The sequence below is a fragment of the Chryseobacterium sp. 1B4 genome (genome assembly GCF_036631475.1).
Lineage (GTDB): Bacteria > Bacteroidota > Bacteroidia > Flavobacteriales > Weeksellaceae > Chryseobacterium.
Genome location: NZ_JAPNUF010000008.1, coordinates 46,883 through 64,450, shown reverse-complemented (window position 1 = coordinate 64,450; position 17,568 = coordinate 46,883). Strand labels below are relative to the sequence as shown.

At 38.6% G+C, this 17,568-nt stretch carries 21 protein-coding genes and 1 pseudogene; 14 read left to right on the top strand and 8 right to left on the bottom strand.

Translation table 11 applies throughout. From position 1 onward, the window contains the following. Positions 1 to 6: 6 nt before the first annotated feature. Positions 7 to 381, top strand: a complete 375-nt coding sequence (locus OWR28_RS16300) for a hypothetical protein (protein ID WP_332387561.1) — start codon at positions 7 to 9, stop codon at positions 379 to 381. Next, the gene (locus tag OWR28_RS16295; RefSeq protein ID WP_332387560.1) at positions 330 to 878 is read left to right on the top strand and encodes an MBL fold metallo-hydrolase; all 549 of its coding nucleotides are present in this window, start codon (positions 330 to 332) and stop codon (positions 876 to 878) included. The genes OWR28_RS16300 and OWR28_RS16295 overlap by 52 nt, the downstream gene beginning before the upstream one ends. A gap of 434 nt (positions 879 to 1,312) precedes the next feature. Here OWR28_RS16295 and OWR28_RS16290 read toward each other — a convergent pair whose 3' ends face one another. The 7 genes from OWR28_RS16290 to OWR28_RS16260 form a co-directional block, all read right to left on the bottom strand. Next, complete coding sequence (locus tag OWR28_RS16290; protein WP_332387559.1) at positions 1,313 to 1,705, bottom strand: DoxX family protein; 393 nt, start codon at positions 1,703 to 1,705, stop codon at positions 1,313 to 1,315. Between the two features lie 32 nt (positions 1,706 to 1,737). Then, complete coding sequence (locus OWR28_RS16285) at positions 1,738 to 2,325, bottom strand: DUF1223 domain-containing protein (protein ID WP_332387558.1); 588 nt, start codon at positions 2,323 to 2,325, stop codon at positions 1,738 to 1,740. 1,475 nt (positions 2,326 to 3,800) lie between these two features. Continuing rightward, on the bottom strand, positions 3,801 to 4,565 hold the full coding sequence (locus OWR28_RS16280) for a LytTR family DNA-binding domain-containing protein (protein WP_332387557.1): 765 nt from the start codon (positions 4,563 to 4,565) through the stop codon (positions 3,801 to 3,803). Then, on the bottom strand, positions 4,546 to 5,559 hold the full coding sequence (locus OWR28_RS16275; RefSeq protein ID WP_332387556.1) for a sensor histidine kinase: 1,014 nt from the start codon (positions 5,557 to 5,559) through the stop codon (positions 4,546 to 4,548). The genes OWR28_RS16280 and OWR28_RS16275 overlap by 20 nt, the downstream gene beginning before the upstream one ends. A gap of 104 nt (positions 5,560 to 5,663) precedes the next feature. After that, the gene (locus tag OWR28_RS16270) at positions 5,664 to 6,080 is read right to left on the bottom strand and encodes a hypothetical protein (protein WP_332387555.1); all 417 of its coding nucleotides are present in this window, start codon (positions 6,078 to 6,080) and stop codon (positions 5,664 to 5,666) included. Next, entirely contained in the window at positions 6,077 to 7,111 is a 1,035-nt protein-coding gene (locus OWR28_RS16265) for a heme-binding domain-containing protein (protein ID WP_332387554.1), read from the bottom strand. Before OWR28_RS16265 ends, OWR28_RS16270 begins: the two co-directional genes overlap by 4 nt. 123 nt (positions 7,112 to 7,234) lie before the next feature. Then, entirely contained in the window at positions 7,235 to 7,981 is a 747-nt protein-coding gene (locus tag OWR28_RS16260) for an SDR family oxidoreductase (protein WP_332387553.1), read from the bottom strand. Positions 7,982 to 8,080: 99 nt separating this feature from the next. On the opposite strand from OWR28_RS16260, the gene OWR28_RS16255 reads away from it, so the two are divergent. Then, positions 8,081 to 8,416 carry a winged helix-turn-helix transcriptional regulator gene (locus tag OWR28_RS16255; RefSeq protein WP_332387552.1) on the top strand — a complete coding sequence of 112 codons (336 nt, stop codon included), beginning with the start codon at positions 8,081 to 8,083 and terminating at the stop codon, positions 8,414 to 8,416. A gap of 198 nt (positions 8,417 to 8,614) precedes the next feature. On the opposite strand, the pseudogene OWR28_RS16250 reads toward OWR28_RS16255, so the two are convergent. Further along, positions 8,615 to 10,833, bottom strand: a pseudogene (locus tag OWR28_RS16250) (NADP-dependent isocitrate dehydrogenase). Between the two features lie 265 nt (positions 10,834 to 11,098). On the opposite strand from OWR28_RS16250, the gene tpx reads away from it, so the two are divergent. The 11 genes from tpx to OWR28_RS16195 all read left to right on the top strand — a co-directional run bounded on the left by tpx (position 11,099) and on the right by OWR28_RS16195 (position 17,555). Then, positions 11,099 to 11,599 carry a thiol peroxidase gene (tpx, locus tag OWR28_RS16245; RefSeq protein WP_332387551.1) on the top strand — a complete coding sequence of 167 codons (501 nt, stop codon included), beginning with the start codon at positions 11,099 to 11,101 and terminating at the stop codon, positions 11,597 to 11,599. A gap of 75 nt (positions 11,600 to 11,674) precedes the next feature. Next, entirely contained in the window at positions 11,675 to 12,022 is a 348-nt protein-coding gene (locus tag OWR28_RS16240) for a VOC family protein (protein ID WP_332387550.1), read from the top strand. Between the two features lie 9 nt (positions 12,023 to 12,031). Then, positions 12,032 to 12,436 carry a glyoxalase superfamily protein gene (locus tag OWR28_RS16235; RefSeq protein WP_332387549.1) on the top strand — a complete coding sequence of 135 codons (405 nt, stop codon included), beginning with the start codon at positions 12,032 to 12,034 and terminating at the stop codon, positions 12,434 to 12,436. A 76-nt stretch (positions 12,437 to 12,512) separates the two neighbouring features. Further along, entirely contained in the window at positions 12,513 to 13,724 is a 1,212-nt protein-coding gene (locus OWR28_RS16230; protein WP_332387548.1) for a DUF763 domain-containing protein, read from the top strand. Between the two features lie 309 nt (positions 13,725 to 14,033). Next, positions 14,034 to 14,585 carry a Crp/Fnr family transcriptional regulator gene (locus tag OWR28_RS16225; protein ID WP_332388049.1) on the top strand — a complete coding sequence of 184 codons (552 nt, stop codon included), beginning with the start codon at positions 14,034 to 14,036 and terminating at the stop codon, positions 14,583 to 14,585. Between the two features lie 77 nt (positions 14,586 to 14,662). Beyond that, entirely contained in the window at positions 14,663 to 15,070 is a 408-nt protein-coding gene (locus OWR28_RS16220; protein WP_332387547.1) for a VOC family protein, read from the top strand. Between the two features lie 97 nt (positions 15,071 to 15,167). Next, positions 15,168 to 15,578 (top strand): VOC family protein, encoded by a 411-nt coding sequence (locus tag OWR28_RS16215; protein ID WP_332387546.1) that lies wholly within the window; start codon positions 15,168 to 15,170, stop codon positions 15,576 to 15,578. A gap of 31 nt (positions 15,579 to 15,609) precedes the next feature. After that, positions 15,610 to 15,744, top strand: a complete 135-nt coding sequence (locus OWR28_RS16210; protein WP_332387545.1) for a hypothetical protein — start codon at positions 15,610 to 15,612, stop codon at positions 15,742 to 15,744. A gap of 75 nt (positions 15,745 to 15,819) precedes the next feature. After that, positions 15,820 to 16,068: a hypothetical protein gene (locus OWR28_RS16205; RefSeq protein ID WP_332387544.1), complete on the top strand. Its 249-nt coding sequence runs from the start codon at positions 15,820 to 15,822 to the stop codon at positions 16,066 to 16,068. 183 nt (positions 16,069 to 16,251) lie between these two features. Further along, a complete protein-coding gene (locus OWR28_RS16200; RefSeq protein WP_332387543.1) occupies positions 16,252 to 16,776 on the top strand; it encodes a DinB family protein in 525 nt (174 codons plus the stop codon). Between the two features lie 2 nt (positions 16,777 to 16,778). Continuing rightward, on the top strand, positions 16,779 to 17,555 hold the full coding sequence (locus OWR28_RS16195) for an alpha/beta fold hydrolase (protein WP_332387542.1): 777 nt from the start codon (positions 16,779 to 16,781) through the stop codon (positions 17,553 to 17,555). The last annotated feature ends 13 nt before the right edge of the window (positions 17,556 to 17,568 follow it).

Genomic DNA, 17,568 nt, shown 5'->3' with positions numbered 1-17,568 from the left:
CCGACTATGAACAGAAGAGAATTATTAAAGAACGGTTTATTGGCAGGAACATTAAGTATGATTCCTTTTTCCGGTTTAATGGCAGAACAGAGAACCACTCCGGAAAAAACAGGGGATGATCTTTCCGGCTTTAAAAAACTGAAGCTTGGTGAGCTTGAACTATTTGTTCTTACAGACGGATATATCCATGAAGAAAACCTGAATTCATTTGCACCAAGAGGCACCGTTTCAGAATTAAAATCAATCCTTAAAGATCATTTCAGGCCGGAGAATTATATTGATATGGCAATGAATATTCTATTGGTTAAAACAAAAATAAACTCATTCTATTGGATACCGGAATGGGGATTTTTGCTGATGAAAGAACAGGATTTCTGTTAAAAAGCCTGCAAAAAGCTGGTTTTACTCCCAAAGATATTACTGACGTTTTTATTTCCCATGCCCATCCTGACCATATTGGGGGAGTTGTAGATAAAAAGAATCAGCTTATTTTTCCTAACGCAGCTATTTTCATCGCAAAAACAGAACATGACTTCTGGATGCAGGCTTCTATCAAAGACTTCAGCAACAGTGCTCTGAAAACACAGCCTGAATTCCTTGATCAGTTTATTCCTGCTGTCCGCAATATTCTGAAAACGATTCAGCCCAAACTGAAGTTTTATGATTTTAATAATCCGTTATATGACCATTTCATGTTCCAACTGGCACCTGGTCACACACCAGGCTTAACGGTTACAACAATTTCCTCAGGAAATGAAAAGCTGATCTATATTGCAGATCTGATTCATTCCGATGTGATCCTTTTTCCACATCCTGAATGGGGATATTTCGGAGATACAGATCTGGATATTGCGACTGCTTCAAGAAAAAATTACTGAAGCAGCTGGCAGATACCAGAATCAGAGCGTTTGCTTACCACTTGCCATGGCCGGGGCTGGGCTTTACAAAAGGAAAGGCTGCCGGATTTGAATGGTTTCCGGAGAGTTTTATGAGTTAGGTGGCAGGTAATAGTTTGCAGGGATTACGGACAACAAATAGAAATTGGAAACAAGGAGAATGTTATCTTACCCAATAGTAATAAAGTGCTTGGCATTCCCCTCCTTTGAGGGTGGCAAAATTCAAAGAATTTTTGACGGGGTGGTAAAATAATACACACAATACTATCAATAGCAGCGGACTTTAGTCCGTTTTTTCAATAAAATTTACCATTCGGCTTTAGCCAAAATTTAATAATCATCAATTTATACAACAGATCCTCCCGGGCAACGGGAGGATCTGTTTTTATACATAAGAAAAAATTAGAGTTTTATCATCAGGCTTCACCAAATACCACTTCAGGAGAATACAGCTTTCTGAACATGATGTAAGTTACTGTCAGCACAGAAAAGGCAACTATCGCATCCACCGTAGATGACAAACCAAGTACTGCAATTTTTGAAAAGAAAGCAAAAAGAATATCAAAGAACATTCCTGCAAATACCCATTCTTTTAACCTTAATAATGTGTTGGGAAGCAGAAGGACAAGAATTCCAGAAATTTTAAAAACACCGAGTATATAGATAAAATGAGATGGATAGCCAAGTTTTTGCGTGATGTCCCAGACTACCGGATTTTTTGTAAGTTCAAAGAACCCGCTGGCTCCAAACCATAGCGACATAAAAATAGCTCCGGACCAATAGATGATTTTTGTAGTTTTTGTTTTCATTGCTGTATATTTTAGTTGTTATTAAGTAGAAATTATTTAAGAGATGTTTTTGCAGATCCTGAGATTTCTCCGGTTTTGACATTTTGAATAAAGGCTATGACTTCCCAGTTTTCAGGAGAAAAACCTTCAGGAAGTTTGAATGTTGTTGTTCCTTCCTGTTTATTAAGTGAAATCTGGTTTTGTTTGTGAACGATTTGCCAGTGATGCAGATGACGCCCTTCGTTTTCACCTTTTCCAACCTGGGTAGAAGAATGTTTTTCAACAAGATTAACGAGAAGAGCACTATTAGAATCTGAGGCTGAAGTTTTATATTGAACCTCAATCGTATTCCGGGAAATATTTGCCGATAGCAGTATATCTGTTTTTTTAGAAACAAGCAGGGCTTTCTGAATGCTATTTTTAATATGATTCTCATCAGAGCCTACAAATTCCGTTTTTCCATTGATTACCAGCTGCGGAGTGTAAACCTGTGAATTCAAAATACGGCTGTATTGCTGTTGACGCTGCGAATTTTCTGCAGTACTGAACCGGTCTTTCCATCCAAGACGGTTCCAGTAATCAACATGGTAGGAGAGAAGATAAACGGGTTCTCCTTTATATTCTTTTTCAATCTTTCCCATCAGCTCATCTGCCGGAGGGCAGCTTGAACAGCCTTCTGAAGTGAAGAGTTCCAGAACAGCGAACCCCTATTTTCAGAGGTTGTATGTTGTGCTGTCTTTTGATCTTTATTTTGATGAATAAATGCTGAAGTAGCAAATAATACTGCGGTAAAAGCGCTTACTGTAATTAAGTTTTTTAGTATCATGTCTTTTAATTTGATTCAAAAGTAGATACCTGATAAAGGCAAAAGAATATGAAAAAGGTTCAACCGGACAAATCAAAAGGTGAACCCGGAATTTGTGAGGGGAAATATTTTAAGGCTGGAAGCTGGAAGTAAGAAGCCGGAAGTTTTTGCGGTGTTAAAAGAAATAGCGTTTTTATTTTTTTATACAGGCAACAAAGCTTAAAGAACCAAGAAAGATGAAATAAAGAAAAATAAAACCCCGATCATATCAATCAGAGTTCTAATGTATTTCAAAAGAGCTCTATATCTTGGAATGACTGCAAGTACTTCCAGCTCCCAGCTTCAAACTTCCTTACTCCTAAAATATTTTAAGGCTGGAAGCTGGAAGTGAGAAGCCGGAAGTTTTTGGGGTGTGAAAAGAGATAGCGTTTTATTTTTTTATACAGGCAACAAAGCTTAAAGAACCAAGAAAGATGAAATAAAGAAAAATAAAACCCCGATCATATCAATCAGGGTGGTAATGTATTTCAAAAGAGCTCTATATCTTGGAATGACTGCAAGTACTTCCAGCTCCCAGCTTCAAACTTCCTTACTCCTAAAATATTTTAAGGCTGGAAGCTGGAAGTGAGAAGCCGGAAGTTTTTGCGGTGTGAAAAGAGATAGCGTTTTTATTTTTTATATAGACAACAAAGCTTAAGAACTAAGACAGGTCAAATAAAAGCAAAATAAAACCCCGGTCATATCAATCAGGGTGGTAATGTATTTCAAAAGAGCTCTATATCTTGGAATGACTGCAAGTACTTCCAGCTCCCAGCTTCAAACTTCCTCACTCCTAAATATTTTAAGGCTAGAAGCTGGAAGTGAGAAGCCGGAAGTTTTTGGGGTGTTAAAAGAAATAGCGTTTTTATTTTTTTATACAGGCAACAAAGCTTAAGAACTAAGACAGACCAAATAAAACCCCGATCATATCAATCAGGGTTCTAATGTATTTCAAAAGAGCTCTATATCTTGGAATGACTGCAAGTACTTCCAGCTCCCAGCTTCAAACTTCCTCACTCCTAAAATATTTTAAGGCTGGAAGCTGGAAGTGAGAAGCCGGAAGTGAGAAGCCGGAAGTTTTTGGGGTGTGAAAAGAGATAGCGTTTTTATTTTTTATACAGGCAACAAAGCTTAAGAACTAAGACAGATCAAATAAAAGCAAAATAAAACGCCGATCATATCAATCAGGGTGGTAATGTATTTCAAAAGAGCTCTATATCTTGGAATGACTGCAAGTACTTCCAGCTCCCAGCTTCAAACTTCCTTACTCCTTTACCTGTCTTCAAGCCAAGTAAAGAAACTATGTGTTTTTTCTTTATTAATCAAAAGCTTTTCAGGCGTTTCAACAGTGAGTTTTACAAGAATTTTACGTTGGAAATAATGTTCCATTTCCTTAATGGCTTTGAAATTAACAAGATACTGCCTGTTTATCCTGAAAAATTGCCTGTCAGAAACCTGTTCCGCTACCTGTCCGAGAGGCTGGGAAAGAGGAAACTGCTCCCTGGCAAAAGTTACCAGATGTGTAATTTCATTATGGATATAAAAATAAGCAATATCTTCAGTAGGAATGGTGGTGTATTTTTGATTTTTAAAAACCAGGAAACTACTCTTACCTGCAGCAGCAGGCTGGTTGATTTTCTGTATCAGTGACTCCAGATCCGGTAGATCATTTTGCCGGAAGAATTTTTTCAGTTCATCTACTTTTCTCAGGGCTTCAGCAATGTCTTCCTTTGAAAACGGTTTTAAAACATAGTCAACTCCCTTACTTTTAAAGGCATCCAGCATATACTGGTCAAAGGCCGTACAGAAAACCACAGGACAGGTGATCTCCACAGATTTGAAAATCTCAAAGGAAAGTCCGTCAGAAAGATGGATATCCATAAAGATAAGATCAGGTTTGATTTCTTTTAAACCTTCAATACTTGTTTCAATACTGTCGTAAACGCCCAGGATTTTCGAATCTGGTTTTAAATCTGAGATTAAATTCTGCAGGGATTTGGCAGCCCTGAATTCATCTTCAATAATGATTATATTCATGGATTAATGGTAGTTTTATCTGGAAAGTTTTTTCGTCCGAATGAATAACGATGTCCTTTTCCAGTAAGTGTTTGTAACGCATTTTAATATTATCAAGCCCCACTCCCAGAGAATCTTCCGTATTCATTTTCCGCTGTATGGGATTTTCAATCACAATTTGGTTGTCAGTAGGATAGATTTTAATGTGCAAAGGCTTACTTTGCGAAACGATATTGTGCTTGATGCAGTTCTCCACCAGAAGCTGAAGCGTGAATGGCGGAATAAGGGTTGCATGAATTTCTTTTCCCAGTTCGTTGGTGAACTTAATTCCTTCCCCGAAACGTGCTTTCTGAAGAAAAAGATAAGCGTCTACTATTTTCATTTCTTCCTGAACACTGATCAGATCCAGTTTCCTGCTTTCCAGTGTAAACCGGTAAAAATCTGAAAGTTTTACAATAAAATCAACCGTTTCCTCATCATGGGTTTCTGCCATTAATTTTAAGGTATTCAAACTGTTGAAAAGGAAATGCGGGTTGATCTGCTGCTTTAATAATTCATATTGAGCTCCAAGATTATCACTCTTTACCTTTTCCAGTTCAAGCTGGATCTGCTGTCCCGTGTAATTGTTCTGAAGCAGTGTGAGGAACATATAACATACCAGATTGATCAGAATTCCTCTTACCTCCACCATCAGCATCACCGGACCAAAATTGATATGAGATAGAATCAGCTGCTGAATCCATGCCAGCCCAAACATAATCACCATCCCGAAAGCCAGTACAACCATCAATCTGGAATAGGAAATATGCTGTCTGCGTTTTCCTGTACGGTTCAGCATATAGATATTGATGTACCACATGATAATAGAAAAAGCTGCAGTAATTGCTGAGTTTACGGCTGCCTCTTTCCAGTTGAATTCATGGGAAGCCAGTTGAGGTACAGAAGATAAAACGCCCAGGAAAATAGAGCTTATCCAGATAATGGCTGGTGAGATTTTTATTTTTTGCTGTTGCATGAAATCTGCTGATTTGAAAAGGTTAAATTAATGCTTTTTATTCAAAATAGTATGATAATAGTGAAACAGAAATTTTTATTAAGGCCTTATTACGGGACGATAGCTCATGAAATATTGTATTCTTTTTCTGTGTCGGGATTAGTGCTTTGGGGCAGACTATTTTTTATATCATAAGAAACATTTCCCAGATGATCAGCCTGAACCGTTTCCACACTTACCAGTTCCCCGGTGATGGTTCCGCCGGTATACTGGGGATTTTCATGATATCGCCAGGTAACCAGCTTCATAACAGCCCCCGCTTCCGGTGTCTGACTTTCCTTTGATAAAGATTCCAATGCTTCTTTATTTCCATATAAAGCAGACATAGTTTCTTTCTTAGGATGTAAGGAATTGGAGATGAATTTGAGAGAACCCGGGTCAAAAATAACCCTTGAAAGGCCATTATTTGTATCACTATTTTCTTTGCTGCAGGCGGTAAGGGAAATAAGGCTTACCAGTAAGATCAGGATTGAATTTTTCATTTTTTCTGTAAGTTTTGAATTAGTCTTTGGGTATTTACTTTCATCGGAACATCAAACAGATAACCTGTTTTTTCTGCTAATTGTCTGTGGCATGCAATGCAGGACTCTTTGGCGAAAGATGCTGTGTTTCCCGTTGGGTGAAGGTCATCTCCAGAGAATTTTGCAAATCCCCAGCCTTCGGTGTCTTTATATTGTCTGGAATCCTTTACCATAAACTGTGCATTGATAAATTTTCCGGGTCTGATCTCTCCATCTGGAAGCTCTTCCTGTTTCCATACAGATTTTACGACAATACTTCCGTCCGGCCATGGGTGGAAATTTTCTGTTTCCACAGCTTTTACCGCAATATCATTTCCATAGATGACACGAATAGAATTATCGAACAGCGTACTCATACTGATTACTTTCCAGTTTTTAAAATCAGGTGTATATTGAACTCCATTGGGAGAAACCGGAAGTTTTGTTGATGCCGGGATGGATGTACTGCTGGAAGTTGCTGCAGGCATTTCACTCTTTTTAGGTGCTGACGGGCTTACTGAAGATAAAGAAAGGGTATATTTTTTAATGGTTTCAATATCTTTCTCTGTAATCTTGGCTGAAGGATGCAGAAGAGTGTATTCATGGAGAGGCATTTTACCACTTTGCATCATATTGAGAATAGCATACATTTTGCCCTGATGTTCTGCAGGAGATAATTTTTCCCATTCTGAAAAGTTCAGGACTTCTCTGGCTCTTTTAATATCTTTGTTCACGGCCCAGGAAACAGGGGCAAGTTTATCATACCAGCTTAGATTCTGCTGATTGGAATGACAGTTGAAACATGAGTTTTCAAGAATACTGATCACCTCTTTTGGTGCTTCGATTTTTCCTGTAACCGGCTTTCCTTCCAAAGGTTTGCTGAATAGCTGAAGTCCTCCGAAGATTCCTAATATAGCCAGAAATACTATAGCAATGGGATTTCTTTTTTCTTTACGGTTTCCATAATGAGTATTGTTTTTATTTTCTGATTCAAAAATAGACGGGTAGCCCATACTATAAAATGGAAAACAGGCCGAGCCGGACAAATCAAAAGGTGAATCCTGAATTTTTAACCCCGAAAATACACAAGAAAAATCCCGGTACCACCATTACCGGGATTTGCTTAAATCGGCTCATTATAAAGTTATACCGCCATCGATCACAATTTCAGTGCCGGTGACATAACTTGAAATCTGATCATCTGATAAATAGGTCACAAGTTTCGCGACTTCTTCAGCGGTTCCCATTTTTTTCAACGGAATCTGTTCTATAAGATGGCTTTGAATATTTTTCAAAGTCTCTTCATCCAGCCCTGCCTTACTCATGATTTCAGTTCTTATAGGGCCGGGGCTGATCATATTTACCCTTATTTTTCTTGGAGCTAATTCTGCAGCTGCTGTTTTTGCAATAGAATTCAGTGCTGCCTTGCTTGCCTGATAGGCGGAACTGTTAGGTTTATAGGTAGAAGCGACAATAGAAGATAAAAAGATGACCGAAGCACCATCATTTAATAATGGAATGAATCTGCTTAATGTAAAGTAAGCTCCTCTGAAGTTGATATTCATGACCTGATCAAAATTTTCGACATCCATACTTTCAATCGGAGTCAATGTACCTGTAATTCCTGCATTGATAAACAGGATATCTATTTTCCCGAATTGTTTCTCAATGTTTTCTTTTAAAAGATCAATATCACTAAGATTTGCCTGATCTGCGATAAATGGAGTGGCACCAAGTTCCTGAGCCGCTTTTTCCACTGCTTCTTTTCGTCTTCCGGTAATAATGACAGTTGCTCCTTCTGAAATAAGTTCTTTTGCTGCAGCGAATCCGATCCCGCTGTTTCCTCCTGTTACGACAGCCAGTTTGTTACTGAATTTTTTCATTGTAAATTTTTGACAAAGTTATTTCAAAATGGTATACTTTTGTAATCAGTATCACAGAGTATATCAGTATCATTCATGATATCACTTAACTTTGCAATTATGGAAAGAGATCAGAACGAAGAGCTAAGAGCTTTACAAGATACCCTTTATTTTATCGGCGGAAAATGGAGAATTCCTGTGATTAATTCAATCTGTAACGGAAACAGACGTTTCAGGGAAATTGAACGGAGTATTCCCGGAATTACTACCAGAATGCTTTCCAAAGAACTGAAAGATATGGAACTGAACAAATTGGTAAAACGTACCGTTTACCCCGAAACTCCTGTTTTAATAGAATATGAGCCTACAGAATATTGCCGGACTTTTGGAAAAATCATTATGGAAATGATTAACTGGGGCAGGGAGCACAGGAGAGTGATTGTGGAGGGTAGATAGGTGGCAGGCTGCAGATGTTAGGGCGCAGGGATTATGGATGTTCCGTCCTCGATGGGTAAATATGTGCCCAATATTTCCCTCCTCTGTAGGGGGTGTCAAAAATTATTTTAATTTTTGACGGGGCGGTTTCCAACAAAATAGTATCTCACAAAAAAAGCTCCTTAAAAAAGGAGCTTCTTATTTATATCAGAACGAAAATTAAATTCCGTCAATGATTTCATTTAAAACAGTGCTTGGTCTCATGGCTGCATACGTTTTATATGTATCAGTTTTGTAGTAACCTTCAATGTTTTGAGGTTTACCCTGAGCACCAATTAATTCAGCATTGATTACTTCTTCGTTTTCCTGCATTGCCTGTGCAACCGGAGCAAACTGAGCCGCCAGTTCAGCATCAGCAGTCTGGTTAGCTAAGGCTTCAGCCCAATACATTGCCAAATAGAAGTGAGAACCTCTGTTGTCGATCTGACCTACTTTTCTTGCAGGGGATTTATCTGTAGCTAAAAATTTAGCGTTTGCTTCATCCAATGCATCAGCTAAAACCTGAGATTTTGTATTTCCCTGAGTTTGTGCCAAATGCTCCAAAGAAGCCTGAAGCGCCAAGAATTCACCCAGAGAATCCCATCTTAGGTATCCTTCTTCTAAGAACTGCTCAACATGTTTCGGAGCAGAACCTCCGGCACCTGTTTCGAATAAACCACCACCATTCATCAATGGAACAATAGAAAGCATTTTAGCAGAAGTACCAAGCTCAAGGATTGGGAAAAGGTCTGTTAAATAATCTCTCAATACGTTTCCTGAAACAGAGATGGTATCTTTACCTTCTCTTGCTCTCTTAAGCGTTTCAGTCATGGCATCTTTTACATCAAGAATTCTGATGTCAAGACCTGTTGTATCGTAATCAGCAAGGTATTTTTCTACTTTTTTGATGATTTCTCTGTCGTGAGCTCTTCCTTTGTCTAACCAGAAGATGGCAGGAGTATCAGATAATCTTGATCTGTTAACCGCTAATTTTACCCAGTCCTGGATAGGAGCATCTTTAGTCTGGCACATTCTGAAGATATCATCTTTTTCTACTTTCTGAGAAAGAAGAACGTTTCCGGCTTCATCCTGAACCTCTACAGTTCCGTCAGCAGATAATTGGAAAGTCTTATCGTGAGAACCATATTCTTCAGCTTTCTGAGCCATCAAACCTACGTTTGGAACAGATCCCATTGTGGTAGGGTCCAATTTTCCGTGCGCTTTCATGTCATCAATTACAGACTGATAGAAACCTGCATAAGAACGGTCAGGAATGATACAAACTGTATCCTCCTCATTTCCGTCTTTGTTCCACATTTTACCTCCTCCTCTTACAAGAGCAGCCATAGAGGCGTCAACGATAATATCAGAAGGTACGTGGAAGTTGGTAATTCCTTTGTCAGAGTTTACCATGGCCACTCTTGGTCCTTCAGCCAGCGCTTTTTCGATATCAGCTTTAATGTCAGCTTCCTGAGCATTCCCTTTGATTTTTCGAAAAGATCGGCAAGACCGTTATTTGGATTGATGTCTAAAGACTTGAAAGTCTCAGCATATTTAGTAAATACATCTTTGAAGAAAGTCTCAACTATAGCCCCGAAAATAATCGGGTCAGAGATTTTCATCATGGTAGCTTTAAGGTGAGCAGAAAGAAGAACATTTCTTTTCTTTGCTTCCTCGATAGCCTCCTGAACGAATGCTTTTAAAGCTTTTAAGTTCATTACAGAAGAATCAATTACCTCACCAGCCTGAAGACCTGCGAAGTCTTTTAGTACAGATTCAGAACCGTCGTTTCCTTTGAATACGATTCTGTATTTTGTAGCATTTTCTACTGTTGTAGAAGTTTCTGTCCCGTAGAAATCACCATTGTTCATGTGAGCTACGTCAGTTTTGCTGTCAGATGCCCAGTTACCCATTCTGTGAGGGTTTGCTTTAGCATAGTTTTTAACAGCTTTTGGAGCACGTCTGTCAGAGTTTCCTTCTCTTAATACAGGGTTTACAGCACTTCCCAATACTTTGGCATATTTAGCTTTGATCGCTTTTTCTTCGTCATTTTTAGGCTCTGCAGGATAGTTGGGAACTGCGAAACCTTTACCTTGCAATTCAGCGATTGCTGCATCCAATTGAGGCACAGAAGCAGAAATGTTAGGTAACTTAATGATGTTAGCTTCAGGTTTTGTTGCCAGTTCTCCAAGCTCTGCCAAAGCATCACCGATTTTCTGGTCGTCTTTTAAAAACTCAGGGAAGTTGGCTAAGATTCTTCCCGCTAAGGAAATATCCGGTACAGCGATTTCGATATCTGCTGATTTGGTAAAAGCTTTTACGATAGGTAAAAACGAGTGAGTAGCCAGCATTGGAGCTTCATCAGTAAGTGTGTAATAGATTTTTGATTTTTCTGACATTATACTGTTATTTTTTATTTGAAATTTTAAGTCCCACAAATTTAGTAAATATCATTGTTTTATTTGGGATATTTCCATAAAAAAAGAGGCTATACCTCTTTAATTTTACATTGGTGTAATTGTATGGCTTATAAACCAATTTCTGTTTGTAAAATGATCATTGGATAAAAGAAAAAGGTATTTTGACTTTAAGATTAATTTAACCTTAATAAAACAGGAAAAATTTTCTTTTTTGATTACATTTGAAGAACTAAAAATAAATATTATGTCAACGACAATTACTTTAAAAGGAAACGAAGTACATACCATAGGAACATTACCGGCTGTAGGAACCACCGTAAAAGATTTTGCACTGGTAGACTCAGGATTAAATGTAAAGACCCTTGAAACTTTTGCAGGAAAGAAAAAAGTATTCAATATTTTCCCGAGCATTGATACCCCTACCTGTGCAGCTTCTTCCAGAAAATTCAATGAAGAAGCTTCAAAGCTTGATAATACAGTGATCATCAATGTTTCAAAAGACCTTCCGTTCGCATTGGGAAGATTCTGTGCAGCAGAAGGATTGAATAATGTAGAAACACTTTCAGATTTCAGAAGCAGCTTTGGTGATGATTATGAAGTAACCATTACAGATTCTCCTATGAAGGGACTATTGAGCCGTGCCGTTATTGTTACAGACGAAAACAACAAAGTAGTATATACGGAGCAGGTTCCGGAAATTGCCAACGAACCTAATTATGATGCGGCTCTTGCAGCATTGAAATAATAAAAATAATTTTTGTAGAAAAGCCTTGTGAATCAATTTTTACAAGGCTTTTTGAATACATAAAACAGCGCAAAAATGGTAAAAAGAATCGTAGCCAATATTAAAACAGATGATCTCTCTAAAGCAGAACAATTTTATCAGGATATTCTTGAGCTGGATATTTTAATGGATCACGGGTGGATTAAAACATTAGGCAATGATGAAGAGGCAAAGGTTCAGATCAGCTTTGCAGAACAGGGCGGAAACGATACTGAAGTTCCGGACCTTTCCATTGAAGTAGATAATGTAGATGAAATTTATAATAAAATGAAAAATGCCGGCTTTGAAATCATTTACGGACTTACTGACGAAGAATGGGGAGTCCGCAGGTTTTTTGTTAAAGATCCTTTTCAAAAGCTGGTCAATATTCTGTCTCACCAATAAAAAGATATAATGAAAGCAGAACGTATTATTCCGATATTAAGAATCTTTGATGATCAGAAAGCAAAAGAATTTTATGTAGACTGGCTGGGCTTCGAGATTGTCTGGGAGCATTATTTTGATGAAAATACTCCCGTTTATATGGAAGTGAAAAGAGAAAATATCATTTTTCATCTGAGCGAACACCATGGAGACGGAACACCCGGAACAAGGGTTGCTATCTGGGGCGAAGGCGTTCCTCAATATCATAAAGAACTGATTGACAAAAAGTATAAATATAACCGTCCCGGACTAGAAAAAACATTCTATGGCGCCGTATCTTTCACCGTAATTGATCCTTTCGGGAACAAAATTACTTTTGAAGAAGAATATGATGAAGCAAAACATAAAGACCTTGATTTTTTCTCCATTCATTAATTTAAAGCATTGGAAATATTGCGGAATGTTGATTACAGTCAATAAGAATCCGGAATATTAAAGCTAATTTTGCAGGATGAAACGTTCAGGAACCGCAGATTTACCTCTTCACTATGGCAAAGTACCGCCATGGCTGTATGAGCGTATGTCTGTGCTGGGACTTTCCATTATCGAAGTAATTCTCATGGATTATGGTAAAGATGAGGTATTGCGCAGGCTGGCAGATCCGTTCTGGTTTCAGAGTTTTGGAGCTGTAATGGGAATGGACTGGCATTCTTCAGGAATTACCACTTCCGTAATGGGAGCACTGAAACGTTCTATAAATCCCAATTCACAATCTTTGGGGCTTTATATCTGTGGCGGAAAAGGAAAATTTTCCAGGGAAACGCCATCGGAACTGATTAAAATTGCGGATAAAACCGGACTAAACGGAACAGACCTTGTAAGAGCCAGCAAACTTTCTGCAAAAGTAGATAATACAGCCATTCAGGATGGTTACCAATTGTATCTGCACAATTTCATTCTCTCAGACAATGGAAACTGGAGCGTTATCCAGCAGGGAATGCATGAGTCGGACGGAACGGCAAGACGGTACCACTGGCATTCTGAAAACCTCACCTCATTTGTGGAGAATCCTCATACAGGAATCAACGGAGTTTCAAGAGGAAGAATACTGAATCTTACCGATGCAGAAGCTTCAGAAAACAGAAAAGGGATCCTGGATATTTCCCATACCGATTCAACAGAAGTAATGAAAGATTTTGCAAGATTGATTCTTCCTGCCCACCATGATGTTCAGGCTTCTGATGTAGACCTGAAGCGTTTGGGAGCCCTTCTGTATGTAACCCGTGAGCAGCAGCCACAGAATTTCGAGGACTTACTGATGCTGGAAGGTGTAGGTCCCAGAACCATGCAGTCATTGGCTCTGGTAAGTGAAGTGATTCACGGGGCACCGTCAAGATTTGCAGATCCGGCAAGGTTTTCCTTTGCTCATGGAGGTAAAGACGGACATCCTTTCCCAGTTCCCATCAATACTTATGACGAAAGTATCAGCATTATCAGGAAAGGGATTGAAAAATCCAGACTGGGAAATTCTGATAAACTGAATTCCTTAAATAAGCTGCATCAGATCGTAGCTAAGGCAGAAAAAGATTTCACACCGGATTTTGACATTCAGCAGGTGATTGAAGAAGAAAGACAGAATTCCTGGCGTTTTGGCGGGAAAACGGTATTCGGTGATGCGCAGAAACCAAACCCTCCCAAACCCATACAGCTATCCTTATTTTAGTTCTGTTTCTTTCAAAAGTTAACGATTACTATCACCAACAAACAGTCATTCCCCTCCTCCGGATGGATGGCAAAAATTCAAAGAATTTTTGACGGGGTGGCCAGAAAAGGCATGTCATACATACGTGTTTAAAAAGTATCAGCTTTAAAATATCTTTTATCCCAGTATAATATCTGCTTTTTTGTAAAAGGTTTATATTCTTTGTTTAATATTTTTTCTTTTTAATTCAATTAAAAATTTTATTTTTAAAGACTTAAAAAATTGACACCAAATGACCAATAAAGCCTTAGAAATCTGCTATGATTTTCCATTCTTTTTCGTGAAGAACTTGACGAAATATTTAAGGCTCATGAAAAAACATCTTTTCAGAAAGGAGATTTTATCCTTGAAGAAGGAAAAACAGCCAATGAATACTATATCCTTGAGAGCGGACTTGCCCGTTCATATGTCAATGACTTCAACGGAAACGAAGTGACCACTCATTTTTTTACAGAAAATGAAGTGATTATTGAGGTTTTATCGATGTTTCAAAGAATACCTTCTCAGGAAAATATCGTTTGTATTACAGACTGTGAATGCTGGAAGCTGGATTATGATACCTTTCAGGAACTTTTCCATAAAATTCCAAACCTCAGAGAATGGGGAAGATCATGGATGTCGCAGGAGCTTTTTGCCTACAAACAAAGGTCTGTGGAAATGTTTACCCTTTCGGCAACCAAAAGATACCTTAATCTCCTGGAACAGAAATCCAAAGTCATCCAATTTGCTCCTTTAAAACAGATTGCCTCCTATCTTGGAGTTACAGACACCTCTCTGAGCCGTATCCGTAAAGAAATCGTTTCCCATCCCAAGAAAATTTAAATCTTGCCCTGTGACAAGTTGATTTTCATTGCACCTTGGTAATTTTGGATAACAGTTTAACACTAAAATTACAGAAAATGAAAGTCAATCAGATTTATGTGAACCTTCCGGTAAAAGATGTGCAGAAAACAAAAGAATTCTGGACCAGGGTAGGTTTTTCAATTAATGAACAGTTCTCAGACGAGAAAGCAGCCTGCGTTGCTTTGAATGATACCATCTATGTTATGTTTCTGCAGGAAGATTATTTCAGGTCTTTCACTAATAAGCCCGTTGCCAAAGAAAACACCAGTCAGGTTCTTGTGGCAGTAGGATTAAACAGCCGTGAAGAAGTGGATAAGGTAGTGAATACAGCCGTAGAAAACGGAGCATGGCAGCATGAAGAACCTCAGGATTACGGATGGATGTATCAGAATTCCTTCTGGGATCCGGACGGGCACGGCTGGAATATCACTTTTGCCGATCTGTCTAAAATGCCTACAGCATAACTCCATCCGGATACAAAGTAAATCTTGTCCTATGGCAAGCACTTTCTTAGTATATCCTGATAATTTTGAATCATAATCACCACTAAAATTACAGAAAATGAAAATCAATGAAATTTACGTCAACTTACCGGTAAAAGACGTTCAAAAAACCAGAGAGTTCTGGACGAAGCTGGGCTTTTCTATCAACGAGCAATTCTCAGATGAGAAGGCAATCTGCGTAATAATGAAAGAAAATCACATCTATGCGATGTTTCTAAAAGAAGAGTTCTTCCAGACCTTTACCAACAGGCCTTTTGCGAAAGGAGATACAACACAGGTACTTCTTGCCATAGGAGTCAACAGCCGTGATGAAGTGGATAACATGGTAAAAACAGCTATAGAAAACGGAGGTTCAAAATACAGCGAGCCTATGGACCACGGATGGATGTACCAAAGCAGTTTTGCTGACCTTAACGGCCATCAGTGGGAAGTAATGCATGCAGATGTTTCTCAGTTGCCTTCCGAATAATTGTTGCTTCTAACTATCAAATAACTGTCATATGGAAACACAATCAAACGATATAGAAATCATAAAAAATCAGGTAGTCAGTAACTATTATGTGATGACTATGAACACTGACGGCATTACCCATGATGAATCGATGGTTTTCCCAATGGTGAGGCCAATTGTATGAACTGGATTCTTGGGCATCTGATCTATATCAGAAACCCATTACTGAATATTTTAGGTGAAGATTCTGTGTGGGACAATGAAAAATTTTTTCTACAACAGAGGCGAAATTGCTTTGGATCACAAAGATAAACTGGTCAGTTTCGAAGAATTAAAGTCCTATTTAAAACAATCTCAGGACAAACTGGAAGCAAAACTCAACACGCTTGAAAGTTTTAAATCTGAAACGGTTAAAGATATCTCAACCCTTAGCCTTCATGAAATTTACCACAGCGGCCAGCTGGGCTATCTCAGGAGAATTTTAGGAAAGCCGGGCGCAATAAAATAGATTCCTTGCTCTGCTCGGAATGACGAATGAACTGTCGAAGTTTCCAGACTATTTCAGAAAAGTACAATTTACCGAAGATAAAATCCTCGCGCCTTAAAAACGCACAGTTTGTAAAATACTTAGCGCCTTTGTATTTATCTTAACTTCCAGCTTTTAACTTCTAATCTCTAATATCAAATTAAAATGGACACCCCAAAATCAAAAAAAATAGAAGTCATTATTCCGGCTTACAGAATGCATTCCCAAAGCTTTATGAACGTTTTGGACGGCATTTCGGAAGAAGACGCCTTGAAAAGAATTGAAAATAAAACCAACCATATTGTATGGATGGCAGGAAACTTTATCAATATGCGCTACGGTTTGGGCGCTGTATTGGGAATTAAGGAACAGGATCCTTATAATGACCTGTTTTTCCAGGGAAAAGCGCTCGATGAAAGCTTTAAATATCCGGCTTTGGCTGAATTAAAGGAGAATTTCCACGCCATTTCTGCTAAAGTATACCAGAAACTGCATGAGGTAACCGATGAAGAACTTGACGAAATATTTGAAATAGGAATGAATATCCCTTTCATCAAAGAAACAAAGCTCAATTTTGCAGGTATGTGTATCGGCCGTGAAGATTACTTATGCGGACAGATAGGATTAATGCGCAGGATATTAAATTATCCGGGAATGAAATATGATGTTGACGAAAACCTTAAATATTAACGATGAATCCGGTAGAAAAAGGTTATAAGAAGGTTAACGGAATCCAGTTATATTACGAAATTTATGGATCGGGAAAACCTCTGGTTCTGATTCATGGCGGAGGATCTTCCATTTTGTATGATTTTAGAGAAGTTATTGCAAGACTGGAAGGCAAATTCCGGCTGATAGGAATCGATTTACAGAATCATGGGAGAAGCGAGCACCGCTATATTCCTGAAACCTTTGAGCAGGATGCTGACGATGTTGCAGGACTTCTGGCAGAACTGAACATTGGTAAGGCGTCATTCTGGGGATTCAGCAACGGAGGAAGTACCGTAATGCAGATTGCTCACCGCCATCCAGGAATCGTTGAAAAACTGGTTGTTGCCTCAGCTTTCTACAAAAGAAGCGGAATGATAGACGGTTTTTTTGAAGGAATGCAGGAAGCCACCTTTGACTCGATGCCGGAACCTTTTAAAATTAATTTTTTAAGCCTCAATCCTGATTTTTCCAAGCTTGAAAACCTTTTTGAGAAAGACTGTACAAGAATGCAGACTTTTCAGGACTGGAATGATGAGGTATTGTCTTCCATACAATCACCCGCATTATTCATCAGTGGTGATCAGGATGTCATGAAGCCGGAACACGCTGCCGAAATGTGGCGGCTGGTTAAAGGTTCCCGTTTGATGATACTTCCTGCAACGCACGGCGTTTATATGATGCCGGATTTTGACGGAAGTATTGATACCCGCTTAATAGACTTCACCGTCAGAGAAGTAGAAAAATTTTTAAACCATTAAGCATTTTATATTC

Excerpts from the sequence above, each read along its gene's own strand:
- OWR28_RS16300 (WP_332387561.1), top strand. The coding sequence starts at position 7 with ATGAACAGAAGAGAATTATTAAAGAACGGTTTATTGGCAGGAACATTA.
- OWR28_RS16200 (WP_332387543.1), top strand. The coding sequence starts at position 16,252 with ATGGACACCCCAAAATCAAAAAAAATAGAAGTCATTATTCCGGCTTAC.
- OWR28_RS16265 (WP_332387554.1), bottom strand. The coding sequence starts at position 7,111 with ATGGGCTACCCGTCTATTTTTGAATCAGAAAATAAAAACAATACTCAT.
- OWR28_RS16215 (WP_332387546.1), top strand. The coding sequence starts at position 15,168 with ATGAAAATCAATGAAATTTACGTCAACTTACCGGTAAAAGACGTTCAA.
- OWR28_RS16230 (WP_332387548.1), top strand. The coding sequence starts at position 12,513 with ATGAAACGTTCAGGAACCGCAGATTTACCTCTTCACTATGGCAAAGTA.
- OWR28_RS16220 (WP_332387547.1), top strand. The coding sequence starts at position 14,663 with ATGAAAGTCAATCAGATTTATGTGAACCTTCCGGTAAAAGATGTGCAG.
- OWR28_RS16255 (WP_332387552.1), top strand. The coding sequence starts at position 8,081 with ATGGAAAGAGATCAGAACGAAGAGCTAAGAGCTTTACAAGATACCCTT.
- OWR28_RS16195 (WP_332387542.1), top strand. The coding sequence starts at position 16,779 with ATGAATCCGGTAGAAAAAGGTTATAAGAAGGTTAACGGAATCCAGTTA.
- OWR28_RS16260 (WP_332387553.1), bottom strand. The coding sequence starts at position 7,981 with ATGAAAAAATTCAGTAACAAACTGGCTGTCGTAACAGGAGGAAACAGC.
- OWR28_RS16285 (WP_332387558.1), bottom strand. The coding sequence starts at position 2,325 with ATGGGAAAGATTGAAAAAGAATATAAAGGAGAACCCGTTTATCTTCTC.
- tpx (WP_332387551.1), top strand. The coding sequence starts at position 11,099 with ATGTCAACGACAATTACTTTAAAAGGAAACGAAGTACATACCATAGGA.
- OWR28_RS16280 (WP_332387557.1), bottom strand. The coding sequence starts at position 4,565 with ATGAATATAATCATTATTGAAGATGAATTCAGGGCTGCCAAATCCCTG.
- OWR28_RS16275 (WP_332387556.1), bottom strand. The coding sequence starts at position 5,559 with ATGCAACAGCAAAAAATAAAAATCTCACCAGCCATTATCTGGATAAGC.
- OWR28_RS16235 (WP_332387549.1), top strand. The coding sequence starts at position 12,032 with ATGAAAGCAGAACGTATTATTCCGATATTAAGAATCTTTGATGATCAG.
- OWR28_RS16210 (WP_332387545.1), top strand. The coding sequence starts at position 15,610 with ATGGAAACACAATCAAACGATATAGAAATCATAAAAAATCAGGTAGTC.
- OWR28_RS16205 (WP_332387544.1), top strand. The coding sequence starts at position 15,820 with ATGAAAAATTTTTTCTACAACAGAGGCGAAATTGCTTTGGATCACAAA.
- OWR28_RS16290 (WP_332387559.1), bottom strand. The coding sequence starts at position 1,705 with ATGAAAACAAAAACTACAAAAATCATCTATTGGTCCGGAGCTATTTTT.
- OWR28_RS16240 (WP_332387550.1), top strand. The coding sequence starts at position 11,675 with ATGGTAAAAAGAATCGTAGCCAATATTAAAACAGATGATCTCTCTAAA.
- OWR28_RS16270 (WP_332387555.1), bottom strand. The coding sequence starts at position 6,080 with ATGAAAAATTCAATCCTGATCTTACTGGTAAGCCTTATTTCCCTTACC.